This window comes from Paenibacillus flagellatus (assembly GCF_003217775.1).
Classification (GTDB): Bacteria; Bacillota; Bacilli; order Paenibacillales; family NBRC-103111; genus Paenibacillus_AB; species Paenibacillus_AB flagellatus.
The window spans coordinates 215,632-242,205 of record NZ_QJVJ01000012.1; the positions used below are offsets into that span (position 1 = coordinate 215,632).

The 26,574-nt window shown below is 60.5% G+C and carries 25 protein-coding genes; 23 read left to right on the forward strand and 2 right to left on the reverse strand.

The genetic code is table 11. The features are described from left to right. Positions 1 to 226: 226 nt before the first annotated feature. The 14 genes from DLM86_RS24695 (at position 227) to DLM86_RS24750 (ending at position 18,250) form a co-directional block, all read left to right on the forward strand. Positions 227 to 1,399, forward strand: coding sequence for a YhgE/Pip domain-containing protein (locus DLM86_RS24695; RefSeq protein ID WP_110842732.1), 1,173 nt, complete (start codon positions 227 to 229; stop codon positions 1,397 to 1,399). 78 nt (positions 1,400 to 1,477) lie between these two features. Then, the gene (locus tag DLM86_RS24700) at positions 1,478 to 2,086 is read left to right on the forward strand and encodes a TetR family transcriptional regulator (protein WP_110842733.1); all 609 of its coding nucleotides are present in this window, start codon (positions 1,478 to 1,480) and stop codon (positions 2,084 to 2,086) included. Then, complete coding sequence (gene nfsA / locus DLM86_RS24705) at positions 2,083 to 2,823, forward strand: oxygen-insensitive NADPH nitroreductase (RefSeq protein WP_110842734.1); 741 nt, start codon at positions 2,083 to 2,085, stop codon at positions 2,821 to 2,823. The genes DLM86_RS24700 and nfsA overlap by 4 nt, the downstream gene beginning before the upstream one ends. A gap of 434 nt (positions 2,824 to 3,257) precedes the next feature. Next, on the forward strand, positions 3,258 to 4,322 hold the full coding sequence (locus tag DLM86_RS24710; RefSeq protein ID WP_158289652.1) for an S-layer homology domain-containing protein: 1,065 nt from the start codon (positions 3,258 to 3,260) through the stop codon (positions 4,320 to 4,322). A 902-nt stretch (positions 4,323 to 5,224) separates the two neighbouring features. After that, positions 5,225 to 11,521 carry a glycoside hydrolase family 78 protein gene (locus tag DLM86_RS24715; protein ID WP_158289653.1) on the forward strand — a complete coding sequence of 2,099 codons (6,297 nt, stop codon included), beginning with the start codon at positions 5,225 to 5,227 and terminating at the stop codon, positions 11,519 to 11,521. Positions 11,522 to 11,676: 155 nt separating this feature from the next. Continuing rightward, the gene (locus DLM86_RS24720; RefSeq protein ID WP_110842737.1) at positions 11,677 to 12,402 is read left to right on the forward strand and encodes a CpaB family protein; all 726 of its coding nucleotides are present in this window, start codon (positions 11,677 to 11,679) and stop codon (positions 12,400 to 12,402) included. A gap of 7 nt (positions 12,403 to 12,409) precedes the next feature. After that, entirely contained in the window at positions 12,410 to 13,666 is a 1,257-nt protein-coding gene (locus DLM86_RS24725) for a CpaE/TadZ family protein (RefSeq protein ID WP_110842738.1), read from the forward strand. Beyond that, entirely contained in the window at positions 13,654 to 15,075 is a 1,422-nt protein-coding gene (locus DLM86_RS24730) for an ATPase, T2SS/T4P/T4SS family (protein WP_245954881.1), read from the forward strand. Before DLM86_RS24725 ends, DLM86_RS24730 begins: the two co-directional genes overlap by 13 nt. Beyond that, the gene (locus tag DLM86_RS24735; protein WP_110842739.1) at positions 15,069 to 16,004 is read left to right on the forward strand and encodes a hypothetical protein; all 936 of its coding nucleotides are present in this window, start codon (positions 15,069 to 15,071) and stop codon (positions 16,002 to 16,004) included. Before DLM86_RS24730 ends, DLM86_RS24735 begins: the two co-directional genes overlap by 7 nt. A gap of 12 nt (positions 16,005 to 16,016) precedes the next feature. After that, complete coding sequence (locus DLM86_RS24740) at positions 16,017 to 16,925, forward strand: hypothetical protein (protein WP_110842740.1); 909 nt, start codon at positions 16,017 to 16,019, stop codon at positions 16,923 to 16,925. A gap of 46 nt (positions 16,926 to 16,971) precedes the next feature. Further along, on the forward strand, positions 16,972 to 17,127 hold the full coding sequence (locus DLM86_RS32405) for a hypothetical protein (RefSeq protein WP_170143729.1): 156 nt from the start codon (positions 16,972 to 16,974) through the stop codon (positions 17,125 to 17,127). A 27-nt stretch (positions 17,128 to 17,154) separates the two neighbouring features. Continuing rightward, entirely contained in the window at positions 17,155 to 17,301 is a 147-nt protein-coding gene (locus DLM86_RS32210) for a hypothetical protein (RefSeq protein ID WP_158289654.1), read from the forward strand. Positions 17,302 to 17,323: 22 nt separating this feature from the next. Then, on the forward strand, positions 17,324 to 17,749 hold the full coding sequence (locus DLM86_RS24745; protein ID WP_110842741.1) for a hypothetical protein: 426 nt from the start codon (positions 17,324 to 17,326) through the stop codon (positions 17,747 to 17,749). Between the two features lie 18 nt (positions 17,750 to 17,767). Further along, positions 17,768 to 18,250 (forward strand): hypothetical protein, encoded by a 483-nt coding sequence (locus DLM86_RS24750; RefSeq protein ID WP_110842742.1) that lies wholly within the window; start codon positions 17,768 to 17,770, stop codon positions 18,248 to 18,250. Between the two features lie 25 nt (positions 18,251 to 18,275). Here the strand turns inward: DLM86_RS24750 and DLM86_RS24755 are convergent, their stop codons facing one another. Further along, complete coding sequence (locus DLM86_RS24755) at positions 18,276 to 19,124, reverse strand: SMP-30/gluconolactonase/LRE family protein (RefSeq protein ID WP_110842743.1); 849 nt, start codon at positions 19,122 to 19,124, stop codon at positions 18,276 to 18,278. Between the two features lie 124 nt (positions 19,125 to 19,248). On the opposite strand from DLM86_RS24755, the gene DLM86_RS24760 reads away from it, so the two are divergent. The 7 genes from DLM86_RS24760 to DLM86_RS24790 all read left to right on the forward strand — a co-directional run bounded on the left by DLM86_RS24760 (position 19,249) and on the right by DLM86_RS24790 (position 23,663). Next, a complete protein-coding gene (locus tag DLM86_RS24760; protein ID WP_110842744.1) occupies positions 19,249 to 20,445 on the forward strand; it encodes a M24 family metallopeptidase in 1,197 nt (398 codons plus the stop codon). Positions 20,446 to 20,679: 234 nt separating this feature from the next. After that, positions 20,680 to 21,210, forward strand: a complete 531-nt coding sequence (gene sigY / locus DLM86_RS24765; RefSeq protein WP_110842745.1) for an RNA polymerase sigma factor SigY — start codon at positions 20,680 to 20,682, stop codon at positions 21,208 to 21,210. Then, positions 21,197 to 21,529 (forward strand): YxlC family protein, encoded by a 333-nt coding sequence (locus DLM86_RS24770; RefSeq protein WP_110842746.1) that lies wholly within the window; start codon positions 21,197 to 21,199, stop codon positions 21,527 to 21,529. Before sigY ends, DLM86_RS24770 begins: the two co-directional genes overlap by 14 nt. Further along, complete coding sequence (locus DLM86_RS24775) at positions 21,522 to 21,734, forward strand: sigmaY antisigma factor component (protein WP_110842747.1); 213 nt, start codon at positions 21,522 to 21,524, stop codon at positions 21,732 to 21,734. Before DLM86_RS24770 ends, DLM86_RS24775 begins: the two co-directional genes overlap by 8 nt. Before the next feature lie 14 nt (positions 21,735 to 21,748). Continuing rightward, entirely contained in the window at positions 21,749 to 21,955 is a 207-nt protein-coding gene (locus DLM86_RS24780; protein ID WP_110842748.1) for a PLD nuclease N-terminal domain-containing protein, read from the forward strand. Then, the gene (locus tag DLM86_RS24785) at positions 21,952 to 22,884 is read left to right on the forward strand and encodes an ABC transporter ATP-binding protein (protein ID WP_110842749.1); all 933 of its coding nucleotides are present in this window, start codon (positions 21,952 to 21,954) and stop codon (positions 22,882 to 22,884) included. Before DLM86_RS24780 ends, DLM86_RS24785 begins: the two co-directional genes overlap by 4 nt. After that, positions 22,881 to 23,663, forward strand: a complete 783-nt coding sequence (locus tag DLM86_RS24790) for an ABC transporter permease subunit (RefSeq protein WP_110842750.1) — start codon at positions 22,881 to 22,883, stop codon at positions 23,661 to 23,663. Before DLM86_RS24785 ends, DLM86_RS24790 begins: the two co-directional genes overlap by 4 nt. A 63-nt stretch (positions 23,664 to 23,726) precedes the next feature. On the opposite strand, the gene DLM86_RS24795 is transcribed toward DLM86_RS24790, so the two are convergent. Continuing rightward, entirely contained in the window at positions 23,727 to 24,818 is a 1,092-nt protein-coding gene (locus DLM86_RS24795) for a HupE/UreJ family protein (protein ID WP_158289655.1), read from the reverse strand. A gap of 225 nt (positions 24,819 to 25,043) precedes the next feature. On the opposite strand from DLM86_RS24795, the gene DLM86_RS24800 reads away from it, so the two are divergent. Further along, entirely contained in the window at positions 25,044 to 25,424 is a 381-nt protein-coding gene (locus DLM86_RS24800) for an ATPase (protein WP_110842752.1), read from the forward strand. Positions 25,425 to 25,604: 180 nt separating this feature from the next. Then, the gene (locus DLM86_RS24805) at positions 25,605 to 26,570 is read left to right on the forward strand and encodes an aldolase catalytic domain-containing protein (protein WP_110842753.1); all 966 of its coding nucleotides are present in this window, start codon (positions 25,605 to 25,607) and stop codon (positions 26,568 to 26,570) included. The last annotated feature ends 4 nt before the right edge of the window (positions 26,571 to 26,574 follow it).

A 26,574-nucleotide genomic window follows, 5' to 3' on the forward strand; every position in this document is an offset into this window, starting at 1 on the left:
GACCAGAAGAAGGACACCGGCATCCGAGCCGGAAAAGCGTGACCGGAAGCATCGCGTCGCCGCCGTTCGCGTCGCCGCCGTTCGCGTGCCGCCGGCACGTTCGACTTCGTCGCCCCGAGGGCGGCGATTTTTTTATTGACGGTGGTGGAGAAAGTTGGTATTGTATTAAACAAACGTTTAATTTAAACAAGTGTTTAACACAAGCTTTCGAACGGAGGGTCTCACCATGTTAAAGGCATTGCAAACGTTCCTGCAAAAAACGCCGACGAAGCTCGGCATCGCCACCGCCATCTTGTTCCAGCTCATTTTCAGCGTCGTCTGGATGACGGGATACAACGGCGTGACGGACCATACGTCCCGGCTGAAAATTGCGATCGTCAACGAAGACGCGGGACTCGGCGGACCGATCGCGGAGCAGCTGCAAAGCAGCCTGCCGTTCCAAGTATCCAGGGAGAACGGCTTGGAGGAAGCGCAGAAGCGGCTGAACGAGCGGGACGTCCAGATGGTGGTCCGCATCCCCGCCGATTTCTCGAAGCAGCTGCAAACCCCGGGCCAAAAGGCCGAGCTGCAGTATTGGATCAACGAGTCCAACCCGGCCTTGATCAAAAGCATCATGACGGGCGTGGCCGGCAGCGTTACGGCCGCCGTCAACAAGCAGGCGGTCGCGGCGGGCGCGCAGACGGTGCTGACGCAGATGAACGCGCCGGCGGCGCAAGCGCAGTCTATGGCGCAACAGCTTGCCGAGAAGGTGACGTCGAACGTCCAGTCGACCAACCCGGTGTCCGGCATGAACAACCAGATGGTGCCGATGATGCTCGTGCTCGCCTCTTACGTCGGCTCGATGATCATGGGGATGAACCTGCACCAGTCTTCGCTCATGATCGGCTCCCAGTTATCCCGTTGGCGCAAGTTCGGGGCGAGGGCGATTCTTAACGTGTTCGGGGCGGTCGTCACGTCCTTGATCGGCTCGTCATTCGTCCTGATGCTCGGAGGACAGTCGGTGCACGGATTTATGGCGTTATGGGGCTTCCAGACGCTGTGCCTGCTCAGCTTCATGTTCTTTTCGCAGACGTTCCTGCTTCTGTTCGGCAATGCGGGGATGCTGTTCAACATCATCGCGCTGTCGGCCCAGCTCGTCTCTTCGGGGGCGCTGGTCCCGCGCGAGCTGCTGTCCGACTTTTATCACCGTCTCGGCAGCGCGCTTCCGGCGACCTATGCGGTCGAGGGCAACATGAACTTGCTGTTCGGCGGTCCGAGCGCATCGGGTCCGGCCATTGGACTCGTGATCGTCATGGCGGCGTCGATCGTCGCCGGCATCGCGATTACGGCACTACGCCAGGACAAGGCGCCCGCCGCCGCCGGCCCCGTCCATGCCGCCGAGCCGACGCTTGCGCGCTGACCGGCAAAACGCCATAATAGAGTCGTATCGGAAAGAAGCGCTTCACCGCGCCAGACGAAAGACGACGAGGAGATACGCATGTCCGCTTCGGAGCTCGATATCAAAATGAAAATATTGCAGGCGGCCAAAAAGCTGTTCGCCAAGCAAGGGTTCGAGGGCACGTCGGTCAGGCAAATATGCGAGGAGGCGGGGGCCAACGTGGCGCTCGTCTCTTATCATTTCGGAGGCAAGGACAACGTGTTCGCGGCGCTGTTCGCCAACTTTTTTCCGGGGGGGCGCCTGGAGGACTACGAGGCGTACTTCGACGACCCGATCGTCGGCATCAAGAAGCTGGTCGAGGAAGTGACCCGCTTCCGGCTCGGGGATCCGGAGCTCGTCATGATTATCCAGCAGGAAATATTCAAGCATTCGGCCCGGGTGCGGGTGATCCAGGCCAACGTCCTGCCCGTCTGGCAAAAGCTGCGCGAGCTGCTGGAGCTGGGCAGGCAGCGGGGCGTGTTCCGGTTCCGCTCGCTCGACAATACGATGTTTTTCGTGATGGGCACGCTGCTGTTTCATAAAAATACGGATTATTTTCAACCGCTGCTAACCGAAGGCAGCCAAACGTTCGAAGACATGTACCGGGACGCGGCCGTGTATATTTTGAGGGGACTGGACGTCCCGGGAAAGGCGGAGGATTATTTATGAACCCGGTTATCGAGCTGCTCCGGCGGCACCGGTCGATTCGTTCGTACACGTCCGAGCCGGTGACGGACGACATGCTGGAGGCGATCGTTCGCTCCGCGCAAATGGCGTCCACCTCGAGCAACGTGCAGGCGTACAGCGTCATCGCCGTGATGAACCCGGATACGAAGCGGGCGCTGGCCGCCGTGACGGGCGGGCAGCGGCACGTCGAGCAGTGTCCGGTGCTGCTCGTCTGGTGCGCCGATTTGCGCCGCGATCGGCTCGCCTGCGCGAAGGAAGGGACGGACATGGTGTCCGATACGATGGAAAACTTCGTCGTCGCGACCGTGGACGTCGCGCTTGCCGCCCAGAACGCCGCCGTTGCGGCGGAGTCGCTCGGCCTCGGCATCGTCTACATCGGCGGCATCCGCAACGATTTGCGGGAGGTGACCCGGCTGCTGAAGGTGCCGGAGCTGGTATTTCCGGTGTTCGGCATGTGTCTCGGGTTTCCGGACCGCGACTCGTCCGTCCGACCGAGACTGCCCGTACGCGCGGTCCTTCATCGCGAGACGTACGCGGACGACGGTCAGGCGGAGGCGATCGACGAGTACGACCGGACGATGCGCGACTATTATATCGAGCGGACGGGCGGGAAGCGCGACACGACGTGGTCGAAGGAAATGGCCGATAAATTCGCCCGTCCGGTCCGCGATTACTTGCGCGACTACTTGGAGGAGCAGGGCTTCCGGTTCGACCGGTGAGAAGGTGGACCGGACGGATTTCGGCGAGCGAAGTCATTTTCCATGTTAAGCGTTAACGATGTAAACCGTTGGCGGCATGAAACGTCTTGACTGTCGTTCCAACATATGGTATTTATGAAGTACAGCGAACACGAACACGAATATACGAAATGCGGAAGCACCGCCATTACGCTGCGTCGGAGACGAACGCAGGTGGTGGCGTTTTTTTGTATGCGCATATGGAAAATTGTGGACCGTCGTACATCTTCTGTGCCATACTACTGCTGAACCGCATTCGAATTCGGAGAAAAAGGGGAATCGCCGTCATGAAGCGCTTATTCGGGAAAGAGTTTACGTCCTTTTGCAAAAGGACCCAAAGGGGGAAAGCCTGCAAGCTTTTGGCGCTGACCGTTAGCGTGGCGGCGCTGACTGCGGCGTGCGAGGGGAGGACGGCGATGGCCGTTCCGGCCGTATTCGAGAGTGCCGCCGCTTCGCTAACGGACCTATCCGGTCATTGGGCGAAGGAATCGATCGAAAAGGCTGTATCCCGAGGCTACGTGGACGGGTACGAGGATCGCTCGTTTCGCCCGGAGGCGTCCGTCACCCGTGGGGAATTCGTGAAGATGGCCGTAACCGCGCTCGGCCTCCAGGTAAGCGGGAAGACGGACGGCGCGGAATGGTACGTGCCTTACGCGAACGCGGCGGTCAATGCCGGCATCCATCGCTGGAGCGATTTCGGCAGCGGGGACTGGAATACCCCGATTACGCGGCAGGAGATGGCTCGGATGGTCGTCCGCGCGACCGACAAGGAGCTGCAACAGCCGGACGTCGACAAGTCCGACGCCGAGCTGATGTATTTGGCGGCGAAAGCCGGACTCATCCAAGGGCTGGCCGGCGGCGAGCTCGCCAAGGACGGCGCGACGACGCGGGCCCAGTCCGTCACCGTCATCGAGCGCATCTTGACCGTCAACGCCGGCGGCAAGCTCGACGTCGACAAATACGCTTTGTCGAACGCGGAGATGGAGATGAGCGGCACGAACATCCAGACGATGTGGGGCATCAAGGCGAAGCCTTTGCCGCAGGAGATCGATACGGGGTACGGCAACGTGAAGGCGGTGGTGGACCAGATTTTGATCGTGGATAAGAGCGATGAGGGGTATCCGGGGAGGGGGGATTTTGCACAACTGAAGAAAACAGACAATGGTCCTGAAATTGATGAAAATCATTATGTTGTGGGGCTGCATATGAAGCTAGTAGTAACTTCTGAAAGTGAGGGTTTCTATGTACTTAGGCAAAGTATCGGGCCATTTACCCCCTACAGAAGAGTCTATACGAGTAGTGATTCGTATAAACCAATTTCGGGTGGGTTTTCTTTATCTGAATTAATAAGTTATGATGGGTGGTTTTTTATGGCTATTCAGAAAGAATACGTGCTGACAAGGTTAAACAGGGGGGATTTTTTAGGTGTTCTTCTCGCTCCTGTGAATCGAAGTGGCGAAATGCGCTTAACCGAAGAATAAGCATCAAATGAACCGCAGGACAGGTGATAGCGATTCAGACACGAAAGTATGTGAGAATTCTAGCAATATTATTAATTGTTGTCCTTTCAGTATTGGTCTTCTTGTTCAGATTCAACAATTCTGCGTACGCAGAGAAAAAAGAGATTTTTACTGGGGTCAACCAATATCATAATTTAAGTTCAGTTTCGAACTGGGCGGTCCACATTGGAACTAATGTATCGAAATACGAGATTTATATCAAAGAAAGCGGGACATACGTCAAGAAAAGTAGTAACTATGGATTTTATAATTCAAATGGATACTTAAGTTTCCCGCTAATTAGTGGACAAGAGACGTGGGTCTATGGTTCATCCACTACAAATCCAGGACATATAATCTGGCGTAACACGGCAGGAACACACTGGCAAACACAAGGGGAGAAAACTCATAAATACCAGTTTTGGGGGGATTGCGAAGGTGATGGTCCAGACTCTGCGCCTTCCGCATGCCCCGGTGCCTTGCCGTACACAGCCTATGATATGACGGATGGAGTCAATGAAGCTGTTGTGCATACAGATCTTATCTATGCTGACGGGCAGGCTGCAACTACAGCTTACGAGGTTCCACCACCTACCAGTTGGTTCGATGAAGAAGATAACATTGGATCTCCGCCCCATAGAATTAATTTGGCCAAAGAGCAAATAGTCGGTACATCAATAGATATTTATAAAGCCGAGGATAGAACAGCAGGAGTGTTTGTAATATCTCATGATGCTTCCCCCGGCGACGCTGTACCATTTTTCGGATACCTAAAAGTAGCAAAAAAACTTGATAGCACCGCCAATGAGTCCGGTCCCGATGGAGATTATATTGATATAACTGGGAGTGGAATGTCGGGTTACACGCAGGGTAGGAACTATTATATGGAAGTTGAAGCTTTCTGGAAAGCCAAAACCTACTACTACGACGGCTACGTCCTCGTCTACTCGCAGCAGCCCGATCTCGAGGCGATCGAGATCGTGGCGACGTCTCCGTTGATGATCAACACCCCGGTCTCCTTCTTCTACAAAATCAAAAACAACGGAACGTCCACGCATCCGAGCGGCTACTCGATCGAGATCGCGGACGAAACGGGCAGCAAAAAAATTGTCCATACGGACAGTTATCCCCCGCTGGGAGGCGGGGGCGAACAAACGGGCGTCTTTACACATACGTTCACGTCCATCGGCAGCAAAACGCTCACCCTGTTTGCCGATTCGCAACGAAAAATCGACGAGAGCGACGAAACGAACAATAAAAAATCGTTCGTCTTTCCCGTAAGCGGCGGCATCGCCGGAGACTTCGATATCGTACCGTCGACGATCCACTACCGCGATCCGTTCAAGCTCGTGCCGAAAGCCATCACGACGGCACCGGGCTGTACGTATACGGACCACGTCTTCCGTCTGCGCAACGGCCTTTCGTGGACGTCGCCCAAGCAAACGGATAAAACGAAAGAGCTGGCTTTCAGCCACCCTTCCCACTACCCTTCGCCGATCGCGGTCGGATCGGTGCAAGTCAGTATGCGGATAAGCGGATTATGCGGCACTACCGCCGTATCTACGCCATGGATCGACAAGACGTTGACCGTCAACGGACCCAGTACGAACGATCCGCCGTACTTCAAGCTCGGCTGGTTTTACGACGGAGATTTCTCCAGCACCGTGCCGCTGACGCAAGCGGTAGAGGGAGCCCGACTTATGGTTCGCGTCGTAAAAGACCCGAAGGCGACGCCCCCGACGCCGAGCGATCCGAACGGGGACAGCTTTTGGATTTCCGGATGGGATTTTACCCGCAGCAACGACTGGGTAGCCAAGCTGCCGGACAAGTACGGATGGGCGCCGGACGCCGATTACTTGCGGGGCATCCAAGCGGATCAATCGAACTCCCATACGATTTACGCCACGATGGTCGACCCGTTCGGCGCCTCTTATACGGCCGGCGCTTCGATCACCATCGTGCCGCCGAACCCGGTTCCGCAGGCGAGCTGCCCGCCCACGATAAAAGAAAACCGGGCGGTCGACCAAGCGAAATTCGACGCGAGCAAAAGCTACAGCCCGTCCGGCCGCAGCATCGACCACAGCCGGGACGAGTGGATCAACCGGAAGACGTCGTACGTCAACGGTACGAACGACGATATTTCGGTCCAGGTACAGTTATGGGTATGGGATAACGGAAGCCCGCCGCTCAAGTCGCTGTACGCGGATACGTGTACGATAACGGTGCAGCCGGACAAGCCGCCGATCGGCAAGCTCGACGTGCCGCCGCTCGCGATCCGCGGGCAAAGCTATGACTTTTTCAACAAATCGTACAGCCCGGACGGCGATCACATCGTCAGCGCCGCCTATCGCTACAAGTACGACGCGAACAATAACGGCTTCGGCGATGACGCTTGGCAGCCGTTGACCGGCACGCTCGTCAAAACGTCGTTCTCCCCGACGATCGTCGGCAGCTATTTATTCGACGTGACGGTCTGCGAAGACTACGGCCGTTGCGGAACGGCGAGCGACACACAACCTCTGAACACGCTTACGATGAACGTCGTGAACTTGGCTCCTTGGGTCGAATTTCAAATGTCCGGGAAAAACCCGCAGCCGGACTTGAATCCGCCGATCCCGATTAGCGCCCAGACGATGATGGCATGGTCGTTGTATGAAACGAATACGACGAAGCTCGCGAAGAATGCCCCTTTCAAGTGGAGCGCAAAAAACGGCATATTGACCGCCGGTCTAGGGAAAGGGACGGAGACACGGTACCCGGAAATCAACTACTATTCGACGTTTAACGGACAGTATTCGACGCAGACGGCGCTGTTCCGGGATTTCAGCGACAACGGCTTCGGCGCGAACGGCATTTCCCCGTACAAGCCGATGCAAAGCCGCACGGCCGGCTACTCGCAGCCGATCCTGATCGGAGACCCCGCGAAGGACAACTTGAAGCCGGTCCAGTACAAATCACTTCTCGTTTCGGATAAAGCGCGCATTTATTTCGACGTCGATGAAAACGGCAATTCGCTCTACGCGCTGAACAAATCGCGTATCCCGCGATACGAGCTGGTGAATGTGGATTTGGGGCGAAACGATTGGGGCACGTGGAACGGCTTCGTCTACAAGCATCGTTGGAAGGACGCGAGCCCGTACGATTATATCCTCACCCCCAAGCAGCTGCCGTGGTACGGACAAACCGTCCCGATCCCGAATTTCTATCAAAACGACAGCGGCGATTGGGGGCAGATCGGCACGTCCCAATCGGCGGTTGCGACCGGCAACGTCATGTACGGCTTCGCCGGGAAGACGATCTACATGTTCGCGTCCAAAAATGTCCCGAAAGCGTACTACAGCCCGTACGACGGCGACTCCTACTACCATTACGAAATGGCCTATAACTTGTGCACGTTCAAGGCCGAGGACGGCAGCCTGATCACATGCAAAGACATCACGCGCAAAGTCGGAACGATCGTCGATCCGTACAACAAAGTGAAAAGCATGAAAATCGCGCGCGGCGACCATATTGTCCTGCAATACACGGATGGATACGGGGGAGTGATCAGCTTCGCGGCCGAGTACGATGCGCAGGCGAACCTCATCGGCGCCTACCCGGTAACGGGTCAGAGTGCGTACGAATATCATACCGTCCGTGCCAAATATTTGGATTGGTATACGCAATCGTACAAAGAATCCGAACCGGCCAAGTACAAGCAGCTTGCTTGCTACTACTACGCATCGGATTATTACGAGATTTACCAAAACCCGTACGACAACAGCATGTACCAATACGTCATGAAATATTGCTCGTCCCCCGCCGATCCGGATTACAAGGTGTCCATGTACGAAGCGCATCCGGAGCTGCAGCCCGGCGCTTACTTGCAGAAGCTTAACCCGGACTTTACGGTGGCGTGGCGAACGTACTTGAATGCGAAAGGATTTTCGTACGACGGGGCCGGCGGGATGGATTTCATCGATACGAAGCCGACGATGGCGATCAACCCGTACAGCCGCGAAGTGCTGACCCGGGCGATTATTAATTGGAGGCCGCAAAATTATTATTGGGACCATTACGTCGTCGTGCAAAACGCGATCGATATGGATTCCGGAGCGATCCGGGCATGGACCGCACCGGAGTACAAGGTGTACAATTCGCCGTTTCATATCGAGCCGGACGGCAGCTACGCCTACGGATCGTGTACGCCGGTCACGGACGGAAGCTGCGCAAGCTTGAACTACGGATATGACCAGTACATATTCCGGGATGGCGGCGTGATGCACTCCAACGAGGAGAAGCTGAACGCCAAGCAGTACGGCGCGTATTTGGGCGACGGGATTTACGTGTCCATTTACGATGTCAAATGGGCGTGGGGCGGCGGAGGGCTCTCCGACGGCGGCACCCGTCCTCACCGTTACCTGTGGCTGGACAAAGGTCCGCCTACGACGAATCCGGACATCCGGAAAGGATTCCAGCTCGGACAGTTCGTCTCCGATACGTCCCACGACAACCTGGAGCTGACGTTTACGCTGTCGATGGATCAACCGCACGTCGATCCGGAGCTGGCCGGGTTTTCGTTCCGGATGCAGGACGCCAAAAACCGGTACGCCGTAGAGACGGACGGCGCCGGCTTGTTCCTCTCACGATACATCGACGGGAACCGAGCGGTGCTGGCGAACATCAACTTCCCGGCACAGGGCGGAACGGAGTATACGTTCAAACTCAAGGCGACCGGGAACAAGCTGGAGCTGACGGTAAACGGCGTTCCGTATTTCGACGTAACGGACGGCACGTTCGCGAGCGGCAAAATCGGGCCGTTCTCGGACAAGGCGTTCGTCAACTTCTCGGGTGTTATCATCAAGGCGGTTCCGACGCAATCGATCGAGTGGCTGACGAACTATGCGATTTGGGAGGAAGGGACGGCCATGGCCGAAGTGAAATACGACAGCATCACGTTCGCCGATCCGGAAAACGACCCGCGCGCCGGTACGAACCGATGGACGTACACGCATACGCCGAAATTTATCAACAACCAGGGCGTATCGGCCCTGGCCGGAGCGACGTTTACGTCCGAACAGCTCGCCTTCGACAAAGTCGGGGAGTACGGGGTGACGCTGCAGGCGCGCGACGATCCGAACCCGAACTATTTGACGCCGAGCATGACGTTCGACGCGTACCGGAAACAGTCGAACGCCTACGCGCAGCGGCTGATCGTGCACCGGCGTCCGGTGGCCGCGTTTACGGCCGCGATGAATCCGGACGGGACGGTGGCGTGGACGGACGCCAGCTACGACCCGGACCGCTGGGCGAGCGCTTCGCATTACTCGCCGCCGGATACGACCGGCATCGATTACGGAGCGACTCGCGGCGTGATGGAGCGGCGGTACTATTACGTGACGCCGAAGGGCGAGTATGTCGAGAGCAAGCTGACCCGGCCGACGCAGCTCGGCGCGTACGAAGTCGGCCTGATCGTCCGCGACGAATACGGCGCGTGGAGCTACCCGGTCTCGCAAACGGTGACGGTCGGCGTCATTCCGGCGCCGAATACGCGGCCGACGGCGACGCTCACCTATCCGGCCGGTACGCAGCCGAACCCGACGTTGACGTACGCGACGAAGCCGACGATCGCGTGGGACCAGCACGATACGCCGGGAACGATATTCCAAGGCTATCACGTCAAAATTTCCTTGGAAAGCGGCCAAATCGTAGCGGAGAGCGGCGAGAGGCCGCAATGGACGACGGTGAACGGCGCATCGTGGAACGTGCCGGTCGATTTGCCGATCGGGACGAAGCTGCAGGTGCAAGTCCGCGTCAGCGACGGGGAGGAATGGTCCGCCTGGTCGAACGTCGGGTGGATGATCGTCAACAGCCCGCCGTCGGCGGTGCTGACGTTCCCGAACGGGGCGGACGCCTATTCGCCGAATCTGATTCAGGATAATCGGCGACCGACGATTTCGTGGAACCAATACGATATCGAGCTCGCCTACGGCGCGGTATTCCAAGGGTATCACGTGCAAATCCGGAACGAGTCCGGGACCGTGGTTTACGACACAGTCGCGGCGCAGTGGACGCAGGCGGCGAGCCAGAGCATGACCGTCACCGCCGATTTGCCGACGGGCATACCGCTGAAGGCAATCGTCCGCGTCAGCGACGGTGCGGCTTGGTCCAACTGGTCCAACGTCGGCTGGATGAAGATCAACATGTCGCCGACGGCCGTCGTGACGCATCCGTCCGGCACGCAGGCGAATCCGACGATCGACGGGCCGCTGCCGACGCTCGTCTGGAATCAGGCCGATCCGGACCCAGGCACGGTCTTCGTGAAATACCAGATCGTAGTGGCGGACGAAGCGAATGCGATCGTGTACGATTCCGGCGAAACGTTCCAGAATACGTCGTCGAATACGTACAGCCACGCGGTCCGGACCTCGCTGCCCCCCGGGAAGAAGCTGAGAGTCCGCGTACGCGTGAACGACGGCTACGGATGGTCCGCCTGGTCGGACGACAAATGGATGTTGACGAACCGGCCGCCGATGCCGGACTTCGACTGGACGCCGAAGCCGATTTGGGAAGGCGACACGGTCCATATCGTCAACCTATCGACCGATCCGGACGGAGACGCGCTTGCTTCGGTCTGGGACATCCGTTCGCCGGACGGTCAACGGTTAGTTCACGAAACGGCCGGGGTCGATCGGATTTTCCCGATCCCCGGAACGTATACGGTGACGTTGACCGTTTCCGACGGGTTCGCCGAACGGAGTGTGACGAAGACGTTGGAGGCGGCCCCGCTTACGATCCGCTCGGAGGTCGACCATACGCCGCAATGGCTGGCGATCCACGAGGACAAGGGGCACAATACGACGGTCGTACCGAAAGATTTTTATTCCGGGGAGGTGTTCGTCGTCTCTACGATCGCATCTCCCGCGCCGGTAGCGGAGGCGACTGCCCGCATCGAAACGACCGGCATCGACGGCCGGCCGCTGGAGGCGGAAGCGGGGCTCGATCCGACCGGTGACGGGGCAAGGTTCGAGGGGACGCTGTTCGACGAACGGTTTTTATCGGCGACCGAAGGGATACCGGAAGGCGTTCTGCCGATCGTGTTCACGATCCGGTACGCGAACGGGGTTACGAAGACGGAGGAAGTGCCGGTCCGGATTATCGGCAACGCCAACGAGGCGGTTCAAGTCCATCGACGGCAATAATCGATCGGTTAACGCCATTTGTTCGACATTGGTTTACAAAATAAAACATTTATAGTAATATATAGTTATTACCATATTACGTTTGCGAAGGACGCAGGCGATCGGGCAACCGGCCGTGCTGCGTCCTTTTCGTTTGTCGCGAAGGGGATGGGGCGGTGAACAAAAAACGAAATCTGCTGATCGGCCTCTCGGCGGCTCTATTGGCGGCACTGCTCGTCTACGGCGTCTACAAGCTGCAGCTGAAGCAGGTGGAGCTGCAGCAGACGGTCAACGTCGTCGTACCGAAAGATTTTATCCGGGCGGGGACGATGATCGAGGCGGACATGCTGACCTACAAGCCGGTACTGCTCGGCTCGTTCGAGGACAACATGTTTACGGACGTCTCGCTCGTAACCGGACTCGAATCGGTCGTGCCGCTCGGGACGAACGAGCCGGTGCTCCACTGGAAGGTGGACAAGCTCCACCTGCTGCCGTCGCAGCTCGAATCGACGTTCCAAATACCGAAGGATTACATCTTGTCGGTATCGAACGGCATCCGGGCCGGGGATCGGGTGAAGCTGTACTTGTCCGGGGCCGAAAGCGACTCCGGACGCCTGTTCGACCACGAGGTGACGGTCGCGTCGGTCAAGTCGTCCGCGAACGTCGAGGTCGACAATCCGAAATCGCCCAACCTTTACTCCCGTGTGAGCGGCGACGCAGAGAAAATGTACGCGTCCCGGCGGGAGGCGAACGGGGCGATCGACCAGATCAACCTCAATTTGACCGAAGAGGAATGGCTGGCGATCGACCGGGCGTGCCGGACGAAGAAGACGAAGCTCGTCATCGCGCTGTCCGCCGCGTCGCTGGCGGTACAACCGGACGAAGCCGGGGAAAGGAGGTAATCGCCGGATGAATATCGCATTCGTCACGCAGGACGAGGCGCTCGCCCAAGATTGGATATCGGGGAAAGGGAAGGGGAACGTGCGCGTCCATTTGTTCCAGCAGCCGGAAGCGCTGCTGGGCGCGGCGGAGTCGCTTCGGTTCGACCATATCGTCCTATCCGACCGTTACTTCGATTGGGAAACGTTTTGCGAGTACGTCGGCCGATTGAAGGAAGGGTGTCCGGATGCCGCGGTCGCCGTCTTGCTCTCGGATCGTCACGATCCGGTCGAGAACGGCAAATGGATCAAACGATGCTTATCCGAAGGGATTGACTACATTCCCCCGCATCGCACGAGAGCGGCCATCAACGCGTCTTTGGCGAAGCGGTTTTTCGGGGAAGCACGTTCGGCAGGACCGGGAGGCAAGCTGATCGTCTTCGTCGGGTCGACGCCGAACATCGGCACGACGTTCGTGTCGTTCGGGACGGCCGTCGGCTTGGCCGGTCGCGCGAGCGGATCGGTCGCCTACTTGTGCCTCAATCTGAAAAGCTCGAAGCTGCACCGGTATATGGGCATCGACCAGCCCGACGGGAGTCTCGACCATCTGCGCGCGGAAATCCGCTCGCAAAGCTTGCGTCCGGAGCGGCTCCGCTCGTACTGCGAGCCGATTAAGGCGAGGCCGAACTTGAGCGTCCTGTTCGGCAACCAACTGCGCGAGCAGGCGGAGTTTTTTACGCTGGACGATATCGAGCATTTGCTGCAAACGGCGAAAGCCACGTTCGACGTCTGCATCGTCGAAGTGAACGCCTATTGGGACAACGCGGCGACAATCGGCGCGCTGCTGGCGGCCGACTCGCGCGTGCTCGTCACGACGCCGGAGCTGACGCACTTTCAAGAGGATGCGGACCGCTGGCTCCGCGGGTTATGTCCGGTCATCGGCCTCGACGCCGACTCGTTCGATCTCGTGCTGACGCAGGCGGACCGCGCCGGGACGTCGGCGGGCATCCGCCAGCGGGATATTCGGAAGGAGACCGGCCTGCCGCTGATCGGCCGGGTCGGCAAGTATCCGGATTTGACGGATGCGGTCAACCAAGGGAAGCTGCTCGATTTTCTGCTCGGCTCGCATCCGCTGAGCCGGGATTTGGAAGGCGTCGTCCGGCTTCTTTCCGCCGTATGCGGCATCGAATCCGCGCTCGAGATCCCTGGCTCCGTCTGGAGGAGGCGGTTCGGCCGCCTGTTCGCGGCGAAGCCGGGCAAAGCGGGGAGGGCGCTATGGGACAACTGACGGAACGGAAGTTTTCGCTGCTGGCCTACTCCATGGTGCGGCGGGGCGCGCAAGGGGAAGAAACGTCCTCCGCGGCTGCGGAGGGCGGCTTGGGGACGAAGGAGGAGGATAATCCGGCGTTTCGGCGATGCGTCGAGGAAATCCGCACGTACTTGGTCGCTTCCCGCGGAAGGACGGAGGAGGAGCGCCGGCAGTACAGCGAGTCGCTGAACCGGGCGGTGCTCGGCTTCGAGGAGGAGCGGTCGCGCTTCGTCGCGATTATCGGCGATCAGCTGGCGAAGCGAAGGCTGAACCATATCGCGCCGCCGAATCATCGGTACGCGACGCTCGCCGAGGCGGTGTTCGCCGAAGTCATCGGCATGAACGTCCTGGAGCTGCTGCTCCGGGACCGCGAAGGTCTTGAAGAAATCCAGGTCGTCGGGAGGGATATTTACGAGGTGCGGGGAGGCCGGGCCGCTCCGTCGCCGTACAAGTTCCAGCACGTCAAGGATGTGGAGCGCATCCAGCAAAATCTCGTCCTGTTCAACAACGAAGTCATCAACCCGCGCAAGCGCTGGGCCGAAGTGTCGCTCATGGACGGGTCGCGGGTGACGCTGACCGGGTTCGGCTTTACGGCCGAGCCGACGATGACAATCCGGTTTTACACGATGCGGTACTTCGGCCTGCATACGCTCTGCCATCCCGACTACGGCACGATGAACGATACGATCAAGACGATCGTGCAGGCGATATTACGCGCCTGCTTCAATATGATCGTCATCGGACCGACCAACTCGGGCAAGACGAACCTGATCAAGGCGCTCATCGCCGAGCTGCCGGACCACGAGCGGATCGTGACGATCGAGACCCGGTTCGAGCTGATGCTGAAGCGCGATTTTCCGAACAAAAATGTGATCGAATACGAGGTGAGCGACGACGATCCGCACCATTCCGGCAACCAGGCGTTCAAGCTGGCGCTTCGGCAATCGCCCAAGCGGATATGCCACGCCGAAATTCGCGACGACGACGCGAACATTTACGTCCGCGCTTGTACGAGGGGACATGAAGGAAGCGTGACGTCGGTGCACGTCAACGAGCTGGAGGATGCGCCCGACGCGATCGCCGACATGTGCATGCTGGACGGTCGGGGGATGAATCCGGCCCGATTGGCGAAGCGGATTACCGAATACGTGACGCAAATCGGCTTCGAGATGGGGATCGTCGACGGGCGGCGGAAGCTGCTGCGGATCGGCGAGTACGCGTACGACGACGGGGAGGTGAAGGTGAGGGATATCGTCCGCTACGACTATGCAGCCCGGACGTGGCGGTATCCGCAGCCTTTCTCGCGGAAGGCGGCGGCCCGATTCATGAAGCACGATCCGGACGCTCACCGGACGCTCGCGTCGATGGGGCTGCTCGAGCGATGCTGACGGTCGTGAAAGGCTCGTTCGTGCTGCTGCTGTTTCTGCTCGCGTACGTCTTCCTGTACCGGCTGCTGCAGGCGCTCGTCCGGCAATCGGCGGCACGCTACCGGCTCCACTATGTGCGCCGGGGGACGTTCGCGAACCGGGTGGCGCGCTTCGCCTCGCGGTTCGGCTGGCTGTACGGCCACGCGGCCGATTTGCTCGAATCGAGCCGTTCCCGGCTTCATCTCGGCACGTTTTTGTTCGTCTCGCTGCTGCTCGCCTTGGCCGGCGTCGTGGCCGGCTTCCTTTGCTTCCGCCACGTCAAAGGCGTCCTTACGATGGCGGGGATGCTCGGGCTGCTGCCCTACATCGTCCTGCGAACCCGGCTGCTCGGGCTGCAGATGAAGGCGAGGCTCGATTTTTTGCCGGCGGTGGAGCTGTTCTATCAATACTACATCGTGTCCGGGCAGAGCAATATCCGCACCGCCTTGAAAATAACGCTGGAGGAGCACCGGCTGCCGCCCTCCCTGCAGCCCGTCTTCGAGCAGCTGTACCGGAATTTGGCGACGAGCCGCGAAACGGACGACTGCCTGCGCCTGTTCGCGATCAGCCTCGGCCATGCGTGGGCGGACTACTTCGCCAACCTGATGCGCGTCGGGCTGCTGGAGGGCAACGACTTGTGCGACGGCATGAAGGAGCTCATCTCCGACATGCGCCGGGCGCAGCGCTCGGATCAGGCGGAGCGGAACCGGCTGCTCGAAATCCGCATCGCCAACTTCTCGTCGGTGCTGTTTCTCGTTTTGTTCGTAGGCATCAATTTCAAAATCAATTCGCACAACGCGTATGTGTACTACATCGTCGACCCGGAAGGGCGGAATATGCTGCTTGATGCGCTGCTGCTCATTTTCGCGTCGTTTTTGATGGGCATTTATTTGTCGATTCGGAGAATGTGAGGAGGGAAAAGGATGATCATCGAGTCGGAGCATCTGTTCTGGCTGCGTGCGGTGACGCACGCGGCGCTGTTCGGCGCCTTGTTTACGGTCTTTTATCATGTATTCCATTCTTGGCCGCGCCGGCGGAGACGTTGGCCGACGCTCGCCTTGCGCCAATGGGTGCGCGGGCGCAACTACCCGTCTTTCCTGCTGAAGGCGTTCGGTCTGTCGGGGCGAGCGGACGGCTTCCTGGAGGCGAAGGAGCGGCTGCTCGCGCGGGGAGGATTGCGGATCGATCCGGTAGCGTACGAGCTGCTGCGCCGGGTTGCCATGCTTGGCGCCGTCGCGATTGCTGCGATCGGCTACTCGGCGGCGCGCGGCGGCTGGCGGCTGCCGCTGGCGGACCCGATCGGCCTGTTGACGGGAGGAGCCGTAGCGGTCGTCCTGCTCGTCTTCGATCGGACGCTTCTGGAGGCGTTCGGCAAGCATCGGTCGCAGCGAATCATGAAGGAAATATTCGTGCTGAGCAACCAGCTGCTCTATTACGCCGGCTCCAAAATGAGCCTGCACGCGAAGCTGACCCGCTGCGTGCCGTTCAGCCGGACGGTTCGCGCCGACCTGCAGCTGCTGCTGCACGAATGGTACGAGGACGCGGAGCAGGCGATCCGCCGGTTCAAGCGGCGTCTGGGCACGGAGGAGGCGTACAGCTTCGCCGAGACGATCAACTCGCTGCGGCTGAACGAGCACGGCAGCTATTACTCGCTGCTGCGCGAACGGATTCAGGACTATAAGGAGAAGCTGGAGCTGGCGAGGGACAGCCGAAAGGAGACGACGTCCTACGTCCTGTTCGTCATCGCCGGCGTGCCGATTCTCAACACGTTTCGCATTTTTGTGTATCCGTGGGTACAGGAAGGCCAGAAGCTGTTCGACGCGCTCGGCTGAACCCAAGCCGGCCGGTTCGCCATTCGGGAAAGGGGATAAAGGAACGATGAGAAATATTTTGATGACCGTCATGATGCTGATCGTCGTGGCGCTGCTGTTCTCGACGATCATAAACGACGCGGACGTCGGGCTGCGCCAAAAAATCAAGGCGAAGGGCGACACCGCGAATACGAACGTGTTGAATTTGAATGCGGGGCCATGATCGGCAGCGAGGAGGCGGTAGTAAGCCATGCGGCAAATATTGATGACCGTCATGCTCGTCATCGTCGTCGTCTCTCTCTATGCGGGGACGGTCGGGGGGAGCGGGGGGATGCAGCAAAACGTCAAGACGACCGGCGGCAGGCTGAACGGGACGATCGGTTCGATCAATCCGTAATCGATAACCGGAGCGGAGGGACATGAAGCAAATATTGGTGTTCGTTTTATTCGCGGCCATGCTGTGCTGGGCGATGTTTGCGCCCACGTACAAGCACGTCGTCCTGTTCCGGCAGGCGATGCTGCAAAAGGAAGTGGACTACATGCTGGAGATCGGCGCGAACGCCTCGCACGGCTACGTTGACGAAGCGGCCTTCGAGGCTTCCCGGCAGAGGCTGGCGCGCCACGGCTTCGAGACGTCCAGGCTCGAATACGCCGTCAGCGCCACGAGCGGGGAGGACGCTTCGAACCCGTCGTCGCCGATTTTGCGCGGAACGGGCATCGAGCTGACGATCGCGTACCCGTACGACGGCATGCTCGATATCGACCGACTGATCGGCATCGCGCCGCCGGGCGCATCCTCCCGAATTTCCGCCTCCGGCCTGAAAATGAGCGAATATGTGCCGTAAGCCGGAGGAGGCGCCGATATGTACAAGCTGATCGCGTACGTGCTGCTGTTCGCCTTCGTCATGCTGCTGCATGCGCTGCAGGCCGACGAGGAGGTGGCTCTGCAGGCGCTGTTCCAAGGGAAGCGCGCCGTCAACCGGGCGGCGCACGCGGCGGCGCAGCAGGTCGATCCGGACAAGCTGAAGGAAGGGATCGTCTCGATCGACCGCGCCGCCGCCGAAGCTTCGGCGCTGCAATACTTGCGCCGCAACTTGCGGCTGGACGAGGCGAACGAGCCGCTGCCCGGCACGTTTTGGCGAGCGCGGGCGGACGTGCTCGTCTTCGAAATCGTCAACGAAGACCGGACGTTCCCGTATACGTACGTGAACAGCGCTTTTGACTATACGGTTACGCTGGAGCGGCCCGGCGTCGTCCTGATCGTCCGGCTGGCGTATCCCCCTACGTATTCCGTGCTCGGGCCGATCGCATGGGAGATTAAAGGAACGGCGGAGCTCGTCTACTAAGACAAGCCCCGCCGGTTCGCGCGGTTTATGGCGCCGTTCTTTGCGCCAGCATCCATTCGCGTCCCGGCGTCTCGACCCGGAACGTCTCGATATTGCCGGTGTCGGCCAACGTGACGTAGCATGTCCGGCCGTCCGGACCGCCGAACGTCAAGTTCGTGCAGTTCGACGCGTTCAGCCCGATTTCGGTCAGCAGCTCCCCGGCTGGCGACACTTTGGCGACCGTTCCTTTGCCGTACCGGGTAATGTACAGGTTGCCGTCCGCGTCGCAGCGCATGCCGTCCATGCCGAAGTCCGGGAACTCGATCAGCAGCCGCTTGCCGGAAATGCGCTTGTCCGGCGACAAATCGTACGCCCAGACGCGGCGCTGAACGGATTCGTTGACGTACAGCGTCCGGTTGTCCGGGCTCACCTCGATGCCGTTCGTCGTCCCCATGCCGCTCTCGAGCAGGGTTACGGTGCCGTCCGTACCGATTCGCCACACGTTGCCGGTCGATTCCTTCCAGTTCGGATCGCTCGCGAACAGCGTGTCGTCGTCGGCGATGGCGATGTCGTTCGGCTGATTCATCTTCGGCTCGTGGGCGAAGACCGAGAGGAGCCGGGTGCGCATATCCACCTTCAAAATATTGTGGTTCGTGTAATCCGCGATGAACATGTCGCCGGACCGGCCGAACCGGATGCCGTTGCCTACGCTGCCGTTCGGCAGCTCGACGAACACGCCGGCTTCGCCCTCCGGCGTTACCCGGCCGATCGTATGCTGCCTCTCGAAGTTGACGGCGTATACGTTGCCGTCGCGGTCGCACGCCGGTCCCTCGATCCCGGACGTGAAGCCGCCGGGCGCCGTAAACACCCGGCTTCGATACCATTCGCTTTCCATACCGAGCCTCCCATGACCTCATTTTTTTCCATTTCCCGATTAGACGTATTCGCCCGCCGCGGCCGCGTTCCTCCTTTCGCCCCGAAACATTGTATAATGGAGCAAGAAAAGGAGTGGATTCGCCATGGACGAACGCGCGGAACGACGCCGGCGGCTGCAGGACAAGATGAAGGCGGCGGGCGTCGACGGCTGCGTCATTACGCAAAACGTCGATTTGTATTACTTGATCGGTTCGATGCAAACGGGATATTTGTTCCTTCCGGCGGAAGGGGAAGCGGTCTTTTTCGTCCGGCGCAGCTACACGCGCGCCTGCGAGGAAGCCGACGTCGCCGTCGAGGAGCTCGGCTCCATGCGCGGCTTCGGCGCGAGACTGGCCGAAGCGCTCCCCGGCTTGTTCCGCAGGCCGGACGGCGGGAAGGCGGTGCTGGCCACCGAATTCGACGTGCTGCCCGTGCAGCAGTTTCAACGGCTGGAGGGCGCGGTGCCGGGCGCACGCTGGGTCGACGGCTCGATGCTCGTCCGCGAGACGCGGATGATCAAGTCAGCCGCGGAAATCGCGGCGATCCGGGAAGCGGCTCGCGTCATCGACATCGCGTACGAGGCGGCGATCGCCGCGCTCCGTCCGGGCATGGCCGAGTTCGAGCTGATGGCCGAGGTGGAATCCGTCATCCGGCGCAACGGCCATATGGGCTTGATGCGCGTTCGCGGCTACAATCAGGAAATCATTACGGGCATGATCGGGGCCGGCTCGGCCGCGGCGATGCCGACGTATTTCGACGGCCCCGCGGGCGGACAAGGGCTCGGCCCCGCAAGCCCGCAAAGCGCGGGCAGACGGCCGATCGGAACGGGCGAGCCCGTCCTGATCGATATCGGCTGCTGCATCGACGGCTACGTCATCGACCAGACGCGGACGGCGGTCGTCGGCGAGCTGCCGGACGATTTGCGCCGGGCATACGATTTGTCCGAAGCGGTGCTTCGGGCGACCGAGGCGAACCTGAAGCCGGGCGTCATCTGCGAGGATTTGTACGCGGCGGCGCTCGATCAGGTGCGGGAGGCGGGCTTGAGCGACCATTTCATGGGGTTCGGGCGCGATCAGGTCAAGTTTTTGGGTCACGGCATCGGGCTCGAAATCGACGAGCTGCCGGTGCTCGCCCGCGGCTTCCGCTACCCGCTCGAGCCGGGAATGGTGATCGCCATCGAACCGAAATTCACGTTTCCCGGCCGGGGCGTCGTCGGCATCGAGAATACGTACGCGATTACGGCGGACGGCTTCGAGAAGCTGACCGTGTCGCGGGAAGGGATCGCGGCCGTCCCCAAGTAAGACGCCGCGGCACATGTCGTGCCGCGATACATATGCCGGGCTGCGGCCCGCCGGAATCGAACCGGCGGGCCGGTTTCATTTTCCGGGGCATACTCCCCGGAATCGCAGCGGCAAAAAGTTTTCGCCGCCCGTGAACGATTCGCACATCCCGAGCGTACTATTGACGAACACTGTAACGAATGCCGAACGACGATCGACAGACGCAAATGACGAACCGAGGAGAACGGCCTACCGATGGACGACCGAGTACGGATCGAACGCGCACAGCGGGGCGATTCGCAAGCGCTGGCACAGCTCTTGCGCGAGCATTACGCTTTTTTGCTGAACTATATGACGAAAATTACGATGCAGCCCGCTCTTGCCGAAGATTTGACCCAAGAGACGATGATGCGGGCGATCGAGAAAATCCGGCTGTACAATTTCAGCTCCAAGTTTTCGTCATGGCTTATCACGATCGGGACGAACCTGTACATGGATCAGCTGCGCAAAAAGAAACGGGAGCGCGAATGGCAGGACCGGGAGCAGGCGATGCGGCTCATCAAGTGGAGAGCCCGGCAATCGGGGGAGTCGTGGTCCGACCTGCTCGACGCGCTCGGCCGGATGGCCGACGACGTCCGCATCCCGATCGTCCTGAAGCATTATTACGGCTACGCCTACGACGAAATCGCCGACATGCTGGGCATCGCCGCGGGCACGGTCAAATCCCGCATTCATAATGGAATCAAGCAATTGCGAAAGGAGCTGGAACCGGATGAATCACGATGAACGCTTATCGGCCGAACCGATCGAACGGGCGCTGGCGGACGAGCTCGCCAAGCTGGACCGGCTTGTCCAGCCGACGGAAACGCCCGGCCCCGAATGGTTCGACCTATTCGTCGAGCAAGGCAAGAGGCAGGCAAGGCGCAAGCTCGTCCGCGATTTGACGCTGTTCTGGCTGACGGCGGCCGGCATTCTCGCCGTATACGCGGCCTTGTCGTTCGGCCGGCCGATGCTGTTCCTCGCCATCCAGCTGGCGGCGGTAGCCGTCTTCCCCGTCGTGCTGCTGGCTTCGGGCCGGCGAAAGAAGGTGACCGGCCGTGACTGAGCCGTCGCCTACGCTTCCGGCTTGGGCGTTCGTTGCGATCGCCCTCGTGCTGCTGTCGCAAAGCACGTTTCTGTTTCTGGACGCGCGCAAACGGGGAAGCCGCGCCTGGCTGTGGGGCATATGGGGGTTGATCCATTTCCCACTGCCGCTCGTCGTCTACTGGATCGTCGTCCGGACTTCCTGGTTCCGGAAAAAACACCGATAAGGAGGCCGTATGCCATGGAACAACTGTTCGATACGATCGATTGGAGGCTGCTGCTCCCGGTTTTCGCCATTCAGCTCGTCCTTCTCGCCGTCGCATTGGTCGACTGCATACGCGCGGAACGGACGCGCGGACCGAAATGGCTCTGGATTCCGGTCATCGTCCTCGTCCAAATGATCGGTCCGGTGCTGTATTTCGTCTTCGGAAAGGAGAGAGACGCATGACGCTCGTTCGCGTGGAACGATTGGTCAAACGGTTCGGCTCCGGCACCGCGGTCGACGGGGCGTCGTTTTCGATCGAGGAGGGACGCTGCGTCGCCCTGCTCGGTCCGAACGGCGCGGGGAAGACGACGACGCTCAAAATGCTCGCCGGTCTGCTCGAGCCGACCGAAGGGGATATCGTCTTCCGGACGGAGGAGCCCGGCAACGAAGGGCGCCCCGTTCGCGACATTCGCCGGCTCATCGGCTTTTTGCCGCAATATCCGGCGTTTTTTCCGTGGATGAGCGGCCGCGAATATTTGACGTTTTCCGGCCGGCTGGCCCGGCTCCCCAAGACGGAGGCGAAGCGCCGCGCGGAAGAGCTGCTCGCGACGGTCGGTCTTGCGGAAGCGGCCGGCCGGCGCATCGGCGGCTATTCCGGCGGCATGAAGCAGCGGCTCGGCATCGCGCAGGCGCTCGTCCACCGGCCGAAGCTGCTGCTGCTGGACGAGCCGGTCTCGGCGCTCGATCCGATCGGCCGGCGCGAGGTGCTCGACATGATCGGCCGCATCCGCCGCGAGACGACGGTGCTGTTCTCGACCCACGTGCTGCACGACGCCGAGGATATGTGCGACGACATCATCATGATGAGCAAAGGCAAAGTGGCGGCGGCGGGAACGCTCGAGGAGATCGGCCGGCGGTTCAGCGAGCCGGTCATCCGGATTCGGGCCGAGACGCCGCTCAACGAGTCGGTCGAGCGGTGGAGAACGTTCGCCTCGGTCCGCTCGATCGAAGCGGAACCGGGAGGACGCGACGTCCGGCTGACCGTGGCCGATCTGGCCGAAGCCCGCGCCGCGCTGTGGCGCGACTTGGGGGAGCGCGGCGTGCCGGTCGTCCGGTTCGAGGCCGGACGGACGACGCTCGAGGAACTATTCTTGAAGGCGGTGAGCGGATGACGGGCGTATGGGGCGTTCTTTACACGAAAGAAATGAAGGAGCTGTGGCGAAGCCGGAAATGGATCTGGGTGCCGCTCGTATTCGTGCTGCTCGGCGTCTCCCAGCCGATCGTCGCCGTCTATTTGCCCGAGCTGCTGAAGGCGGCCGGAAGCTTGCCGGCCGGCGCGGTCATCGACATTCCGAAGCCGGCGGGAGGCGAGGTGCTCGCGCAGACGCTGTCGCAATACGGCACGGTCGGCGTGCTCGTCCTCGTGCTGGCGCTGATGGGCACCGTTTCCGCCGAACGGGCGAGCGGGGCCGCCGGACTCGTGCTGGCCAAGCCCGTTCCGTTCGCTTCCTATATAACGGCCAAATGGGCGGCCGCCGTTACGCTCGGCTCCGTCTCGTTCACGGCCGGATACGTCTCTTCGTGGTATTACGCGGAGCTGCTGATCGGCCCCGTCGCACCGGAGCGGGCGCTGCCGAGCATGCTGCTGTACGCGCTCTGGCTCGCCTTCGTCGCGACCGCGACGGTCGCGCTCAGCGCGGCGCTGAACGGCGGCGGGGCGGCCGCCTTCGCGGCGATCGGCGGCGCCATGCTGCTGACGCTGACGGCGGGCCTGTTCGAGCGCTACACGCGCTGGAGCCCCGGCACGCTCGCGGGCCGCGCCGCTTCCGTGCTGGCGCGGGGCGAAGCCGGCCCGCAGCTCGCGCTCGCCGCCGCCGCTACCGTCGCGCTCGGCGCGCTGCTGCTGGCGCTCGCCGTCCGGCTGCTCCGCCGCCGCGAGCTGCTGCCCTGACGCGCGCCGCCGCCCCGGCTCGCCGGCCCGCGCGCGCCCCGCAGCCGCTCCGGCGCGGCCAAGCTACGCGCCGCCGCCGATCAGGCCGGTCCGCTGCAGCAGCCAGAACGCGGCGACCGCCGCAATCGCGGCCGAGGCGGCGACCGTCGCCTGCCGCTCGCGGCCCGTCCGGCGCAGTGCGGCCAACAGCGGCATCGCGGCCGCGATGAACAGCAGCTGGCCGAGCTCGACCCCGGCGTTGAAGGCGATCAGCGAACCGGCGTATTGGTCGGCCGGAAGCCCGATCTCCCCGAGCACGGAGGCGAAGCCGAGCCCGTGCACGAGCCCGAAGGCGAACGTCAGCAAGGTGCGCCAGCGCACCTGTCGAATCCAGACGTTCTCGAGCGCGACGTACAAAATCGTGGCGGCGATCAACGATTCGATCCACACCGCCGGAAACGCCGCCCGCCCCGTCGCCGCGAGGAACAGCGTGATGCTGTGCGCGACCGTGAACGCCGTCACGTAGCGGACGATGTCGCGGAAGCGGGCGGCGGCCAGCACGAGCGACAGCACGAACAGCAGATGGTCCGTTCCTTCCCAGATGTGCTCCACGCCAAGCTTCGCGTATTCCGCCAAAACCGCCGCCGCGCTGCCATGCCGCGACGACGCCGCGTAGTAGAACGTCCGATTCGCATCGTCGAAGACGGCCTGCTCCACGTCCTCCCCGTCCAGAATGACCGCGAAATTCAAATGATCCGGGTCTACGTCGTCGAACAGCAGATTATAATGTATCGTAAACGATTCGACACGTTCCGGGGCCGTATAAGCCAGATGGAACGAGACGCCGCGGATCGCGTCCTTCTCTTCCGCTTCCATCCCCGTCATGACGAGCGTCATCGGCTCGGAACCGACGGCGAGCACGAGCTTCTCCGACAGCTCGTCCCGAATCGCGTCGCCGTTCGCCTCCAGCTCGGCCGCGGTCAGCGTGCCGTTCCCGTCGGCGTCGTAGCGGAGCAGCCGGATTTCCGGCAGGAACAGCTCGTACCGGACCGTCCGGTCGTCCACCGTCAGCTCGGAGTATCCGTTGTTCAGCGGGTGGGCTCCGGCCGGCGATAGGAACGCTAGGATCGCGCCGATGCATATCATAGTAGAAAACCACAGGGACGCAAGCTTCATTCCGGAAGCCGCCCGACTTTTCATATTCCGACCCCGATTCCCGTCCATCCGCCGCCAGCCTGCCTCAATCGGGCCCAGTCGGAGACGAATGACGCGACTTCACTTTACCGTTCGAATTTGGTACCATATACATCATAATACGAAACTATGAAAAGTCGAACGGCTGCGAACGTTTTCGTAGAATAGTTTTTGCCGGCGTCCGGCAAAGCGGGGGAGGAGAACGACATGCTGCGCTTGGGTCAAAGGGTATGTATCGTTGCCGACAGCTTCGAGCAAAATTTGACTGTCGGCGATTACGGATATATTATCGCGTACGACCGCAATGCGGATAACGCGTTCGATTACGTCGTGCGCATTCCGAGAATCAACCGGAACGTTTACGTGCCGGCGGCCGACATCGAACTGGAAGAGACGCTTCTGCGGCAGGAAGCGGAGCGGATCGAGCGGGAAGCGCTGATCGATTTCGCGCTGGCGACGAAGAACGGAGAGCTGTTCCGGCGCGTCATGAACGGGGAGAGCGGCGAGGAGTCGAAGCAGGACGGCGGCAAGGACGTCCAGTCCCAGCAAGACTTTATCCGCCAAATCAATTTGAAGGCTTGGATCTGATCGGCGATCCGGCCGCATTCCGGTCCTTATACCGATTCATTCGCTGCGGCGCCTTTCGACGAAAGGCGTCTTTTTTGCCGTCGTTTCCGCGCGGCTGCGGCCGGGTTCGTCAATCATTGACACCTTTCCTTCGTTTAGGCTATGATAAGCTGTAAACGGTTTTCGGGAGGACAATAAGGAATGAAAGACACTCACGCGAAAATATTGGACTGCACGATCCGCGACGGCGGACTTGTGAATAATTGGGATTTCAGCGTCGAATTCGTCCGCGATTTGTACTACTCGTTGAACGCGGCGGGCGTCGAATATATGGAGATCGGCTATAAAAACTCCCCGAAGCTGCTGAAAGGGGCGGAGGCCGGCCCGTGGCGCTTCCTCGACGAGCAGTTTTTGCGGGAAGTCATCCCGCAAAAAGGCGATACGAAGCTGTCCGCGCTCGTCGACATCGGACGGGTGGACGAGAACGACATTTTGCCGCGCAGCGAGAGCCTGCTCGACATGATCCGCGTCGCCTGCTACATCAAGGATGTGGACAAGGCGCTCGACCTCGTGAACAAGTTCCACGCGTTCGGCTACGAGACGACGCTGAACATCATGGCGTTGTCCCACGTCATGGAGCACGATTTGATCGAGGCGTTCCAGGAAATCGCCAAGAGCCCGGTCGATGTCGTCTATATCGTCGATTCGTACGGCAGCCTGAACCATCGCGACATCGAATATTTGGTCACGAAATTCCAGCGCCACCTGCCGGACAAGCAGCTCGGCATTCACGCGCACAACAATATGCAGCTGGCGTTCTCGAACACGATCGTGGCGGCGGAGCGGGGGCTGCAATTCCTCGACGCATCCGTATTCGGCATGGGACGCGCGGCCGGCAACTGCAACACCGAGCTGCTCGTCAGCTATTTGAAAAATCCGAAGTACGAGCTTCGCCCGATTCTCGAGGTGATCGAACGCCGCATGATTCCGCTTCGCGAAAAAGTGGAGTGGGGCTACATCATCCCGTACATGATGACGGGCATGCTGAACGAGCATCCGCGCGTGGCGATGGCGCTTCGGGCGAGCGAGGACAAAGACAAGTACGCCGAGTTTTACGACAAGCTCACTTCCCCGGAAATCGCGATGGCTTCCAAGGGCGGCGAGTGATTCG

Bases quoted from the DNA above. Each gene is read 5' to 3' on its own strand.
- DLM86_RS24725 (WP_110842738.1), top strand. From the start codon at position 12,410: ATGAATATCGCATTCGTCACGCAGGACGAGGCGCTCGCCCAAGATTGG.
- DLM86_RS32210 (WP_158289654.1), top strand. From the start codon at position 17,155: ATGCGGCAAATATTGATGACCGTCATGCTCGTCATCGTCGTCGTCTCT.
- DLM86_RS24750 (WP_110842742.1), top strand. From the start codon at position 17,768: ATGTACAAGCTGATCGCGTACGTGCTGCTGTTCGCCTTCGTCATGCTG.
- DLM86_RS24760 (WP_110842744.1), top strand. From the start codon at position 19,249: ATGGACGAACGCGCGGAACGACGCCGGCGGCTGCAGGACAAGATGAAG.
- DLM86_RS24740 (WP_110842740.1), top strand. From the start codon at position 16,017: ATGATCATCGAGTCGGAGCATCTGTTCTGGCTGCGTGCGGTGACGCAC.
- sigY (WP_110842745.1), top strand. From the start codon at position 20,680: ATGGACGACCGAGTACGGATCGAACGCGCACAGCGGGGCGATTCGCAA.
- DLM86_RS24710 (WP_158289652.1), top strand. From the start codon at position 3,258: ATGGCCGTTCCGGCCGTATTCGAGAGTGCCGCCGCTTCGCTAACGGAC.
- DLM86_RS24780 (WP_110842748.1), top strand. From the start codon at position 21,749: ATGGAACAACTGTTCGATACGATCGATTGGAGGCTGCTGCTCCCGGTT.
- DLM86_RS24715 (WP_158289653.1), top strand. From the start codon at position 5,225: ATGGAAGTTGAAGCTTTCTGGAAAGCCAAAACCTACTACTACGACGGC.
- nfsA (WP_110842734.1), top strand. From the start codon at position 2,083: ATGAACCCGGTTATCGAGCTGCTCCGGCGGCACCGGTCGATTCGTTCG.
- DLM86_RS32405 (WP_170143729.1), top strand. From the start codon at position 16,972: ATGAGAAATATTTTGATGACCGTCATGATGCTGATCGTCGTGGCGCTG.
- DLM86_RS24785 (WP_110842749.1), top strand. From the start codon at position 21,952: ATGACGCTCGTTCGCGTGGAACGATTGGTCAAACGGTTCGGCTCCGGC.
- DLM86_RS24795 (WP_158289655.1), bottom strand. From the start codon at position 24,818: ATGAAGCTTGCGTCCCTGTGGTTTTCTACTATGATATGCATCGGCGCG.
- DLM86_RS24745 (WP_110842741.1), top strand. From the start codon at position 17,324: ATGAAGCAAATATTGGTGTTCGTTTTATTCGCGGCCATGCTGTGCTGG.
- DLM86_RS24790 (WP_110842750.1), top strand. From the start codon at position 22,881: ATGACGGGCGTATGGGGCGTTCTTTACACGAAAGAAATGAAGGAGCTG.
- DLM86_RS24695 (WP_110842732.1), top strand. From the start codon at position 227: ATGTTAAAGGCATTGCAAACGTTCCTGCAAAAAACGCCGACGAAGCTC.
- DLM86_RS24755 (WP_110842743.1), bottom strand. From the start codon at position 19,124: ATGGAAAGCGAATGGTATCGAAGCCGGGTGTTTACGGCGCCCGGCGGC.
- DLM86_RS24800 (WP_110842752.1), top strand. From the start codon at position 25,044: ATGCTGCGCTTGGGTCAAAGGGTATGTATCGTTGCCGACAGCTTCGAG.
- DLM86_RS24700 (WP_110842733.1), top strand. From the start codon at position 1,478: ATGTCCGCTTCGGAGCTCGATATCAAAATGAAAATATTGCAGGCGGCC.
- DLM86_RS24805 (WP_110842753.1), top strand. From the start codon at position 25,605: ATGAAAGACACTCACGCGAAAATATTGGACTGCACGATCCGCGACGGC.
- DLM86_RS24730 (WP_245954881.1), top strand. From the start codon at position 13,654: ATGGGACAACTGACGGAACGGAAGTTTTCGCTGCTGGCCTACTCCATG.
- DLM86_RS24770 (WP_110842746.1), top strand. From the start codon at position 21,197: ATGAATCACGATGAACGCTTATCGGCCGAACCGATCGAACGGGCGCTG.
- DLM86_RS24735 (WP_110842739.1), top strand. From the start codon at position 15,069: ATGCTGACGGTCGTGAAAGGCTCGTTCGTGCTGCTGCTGTTTCTGCTC.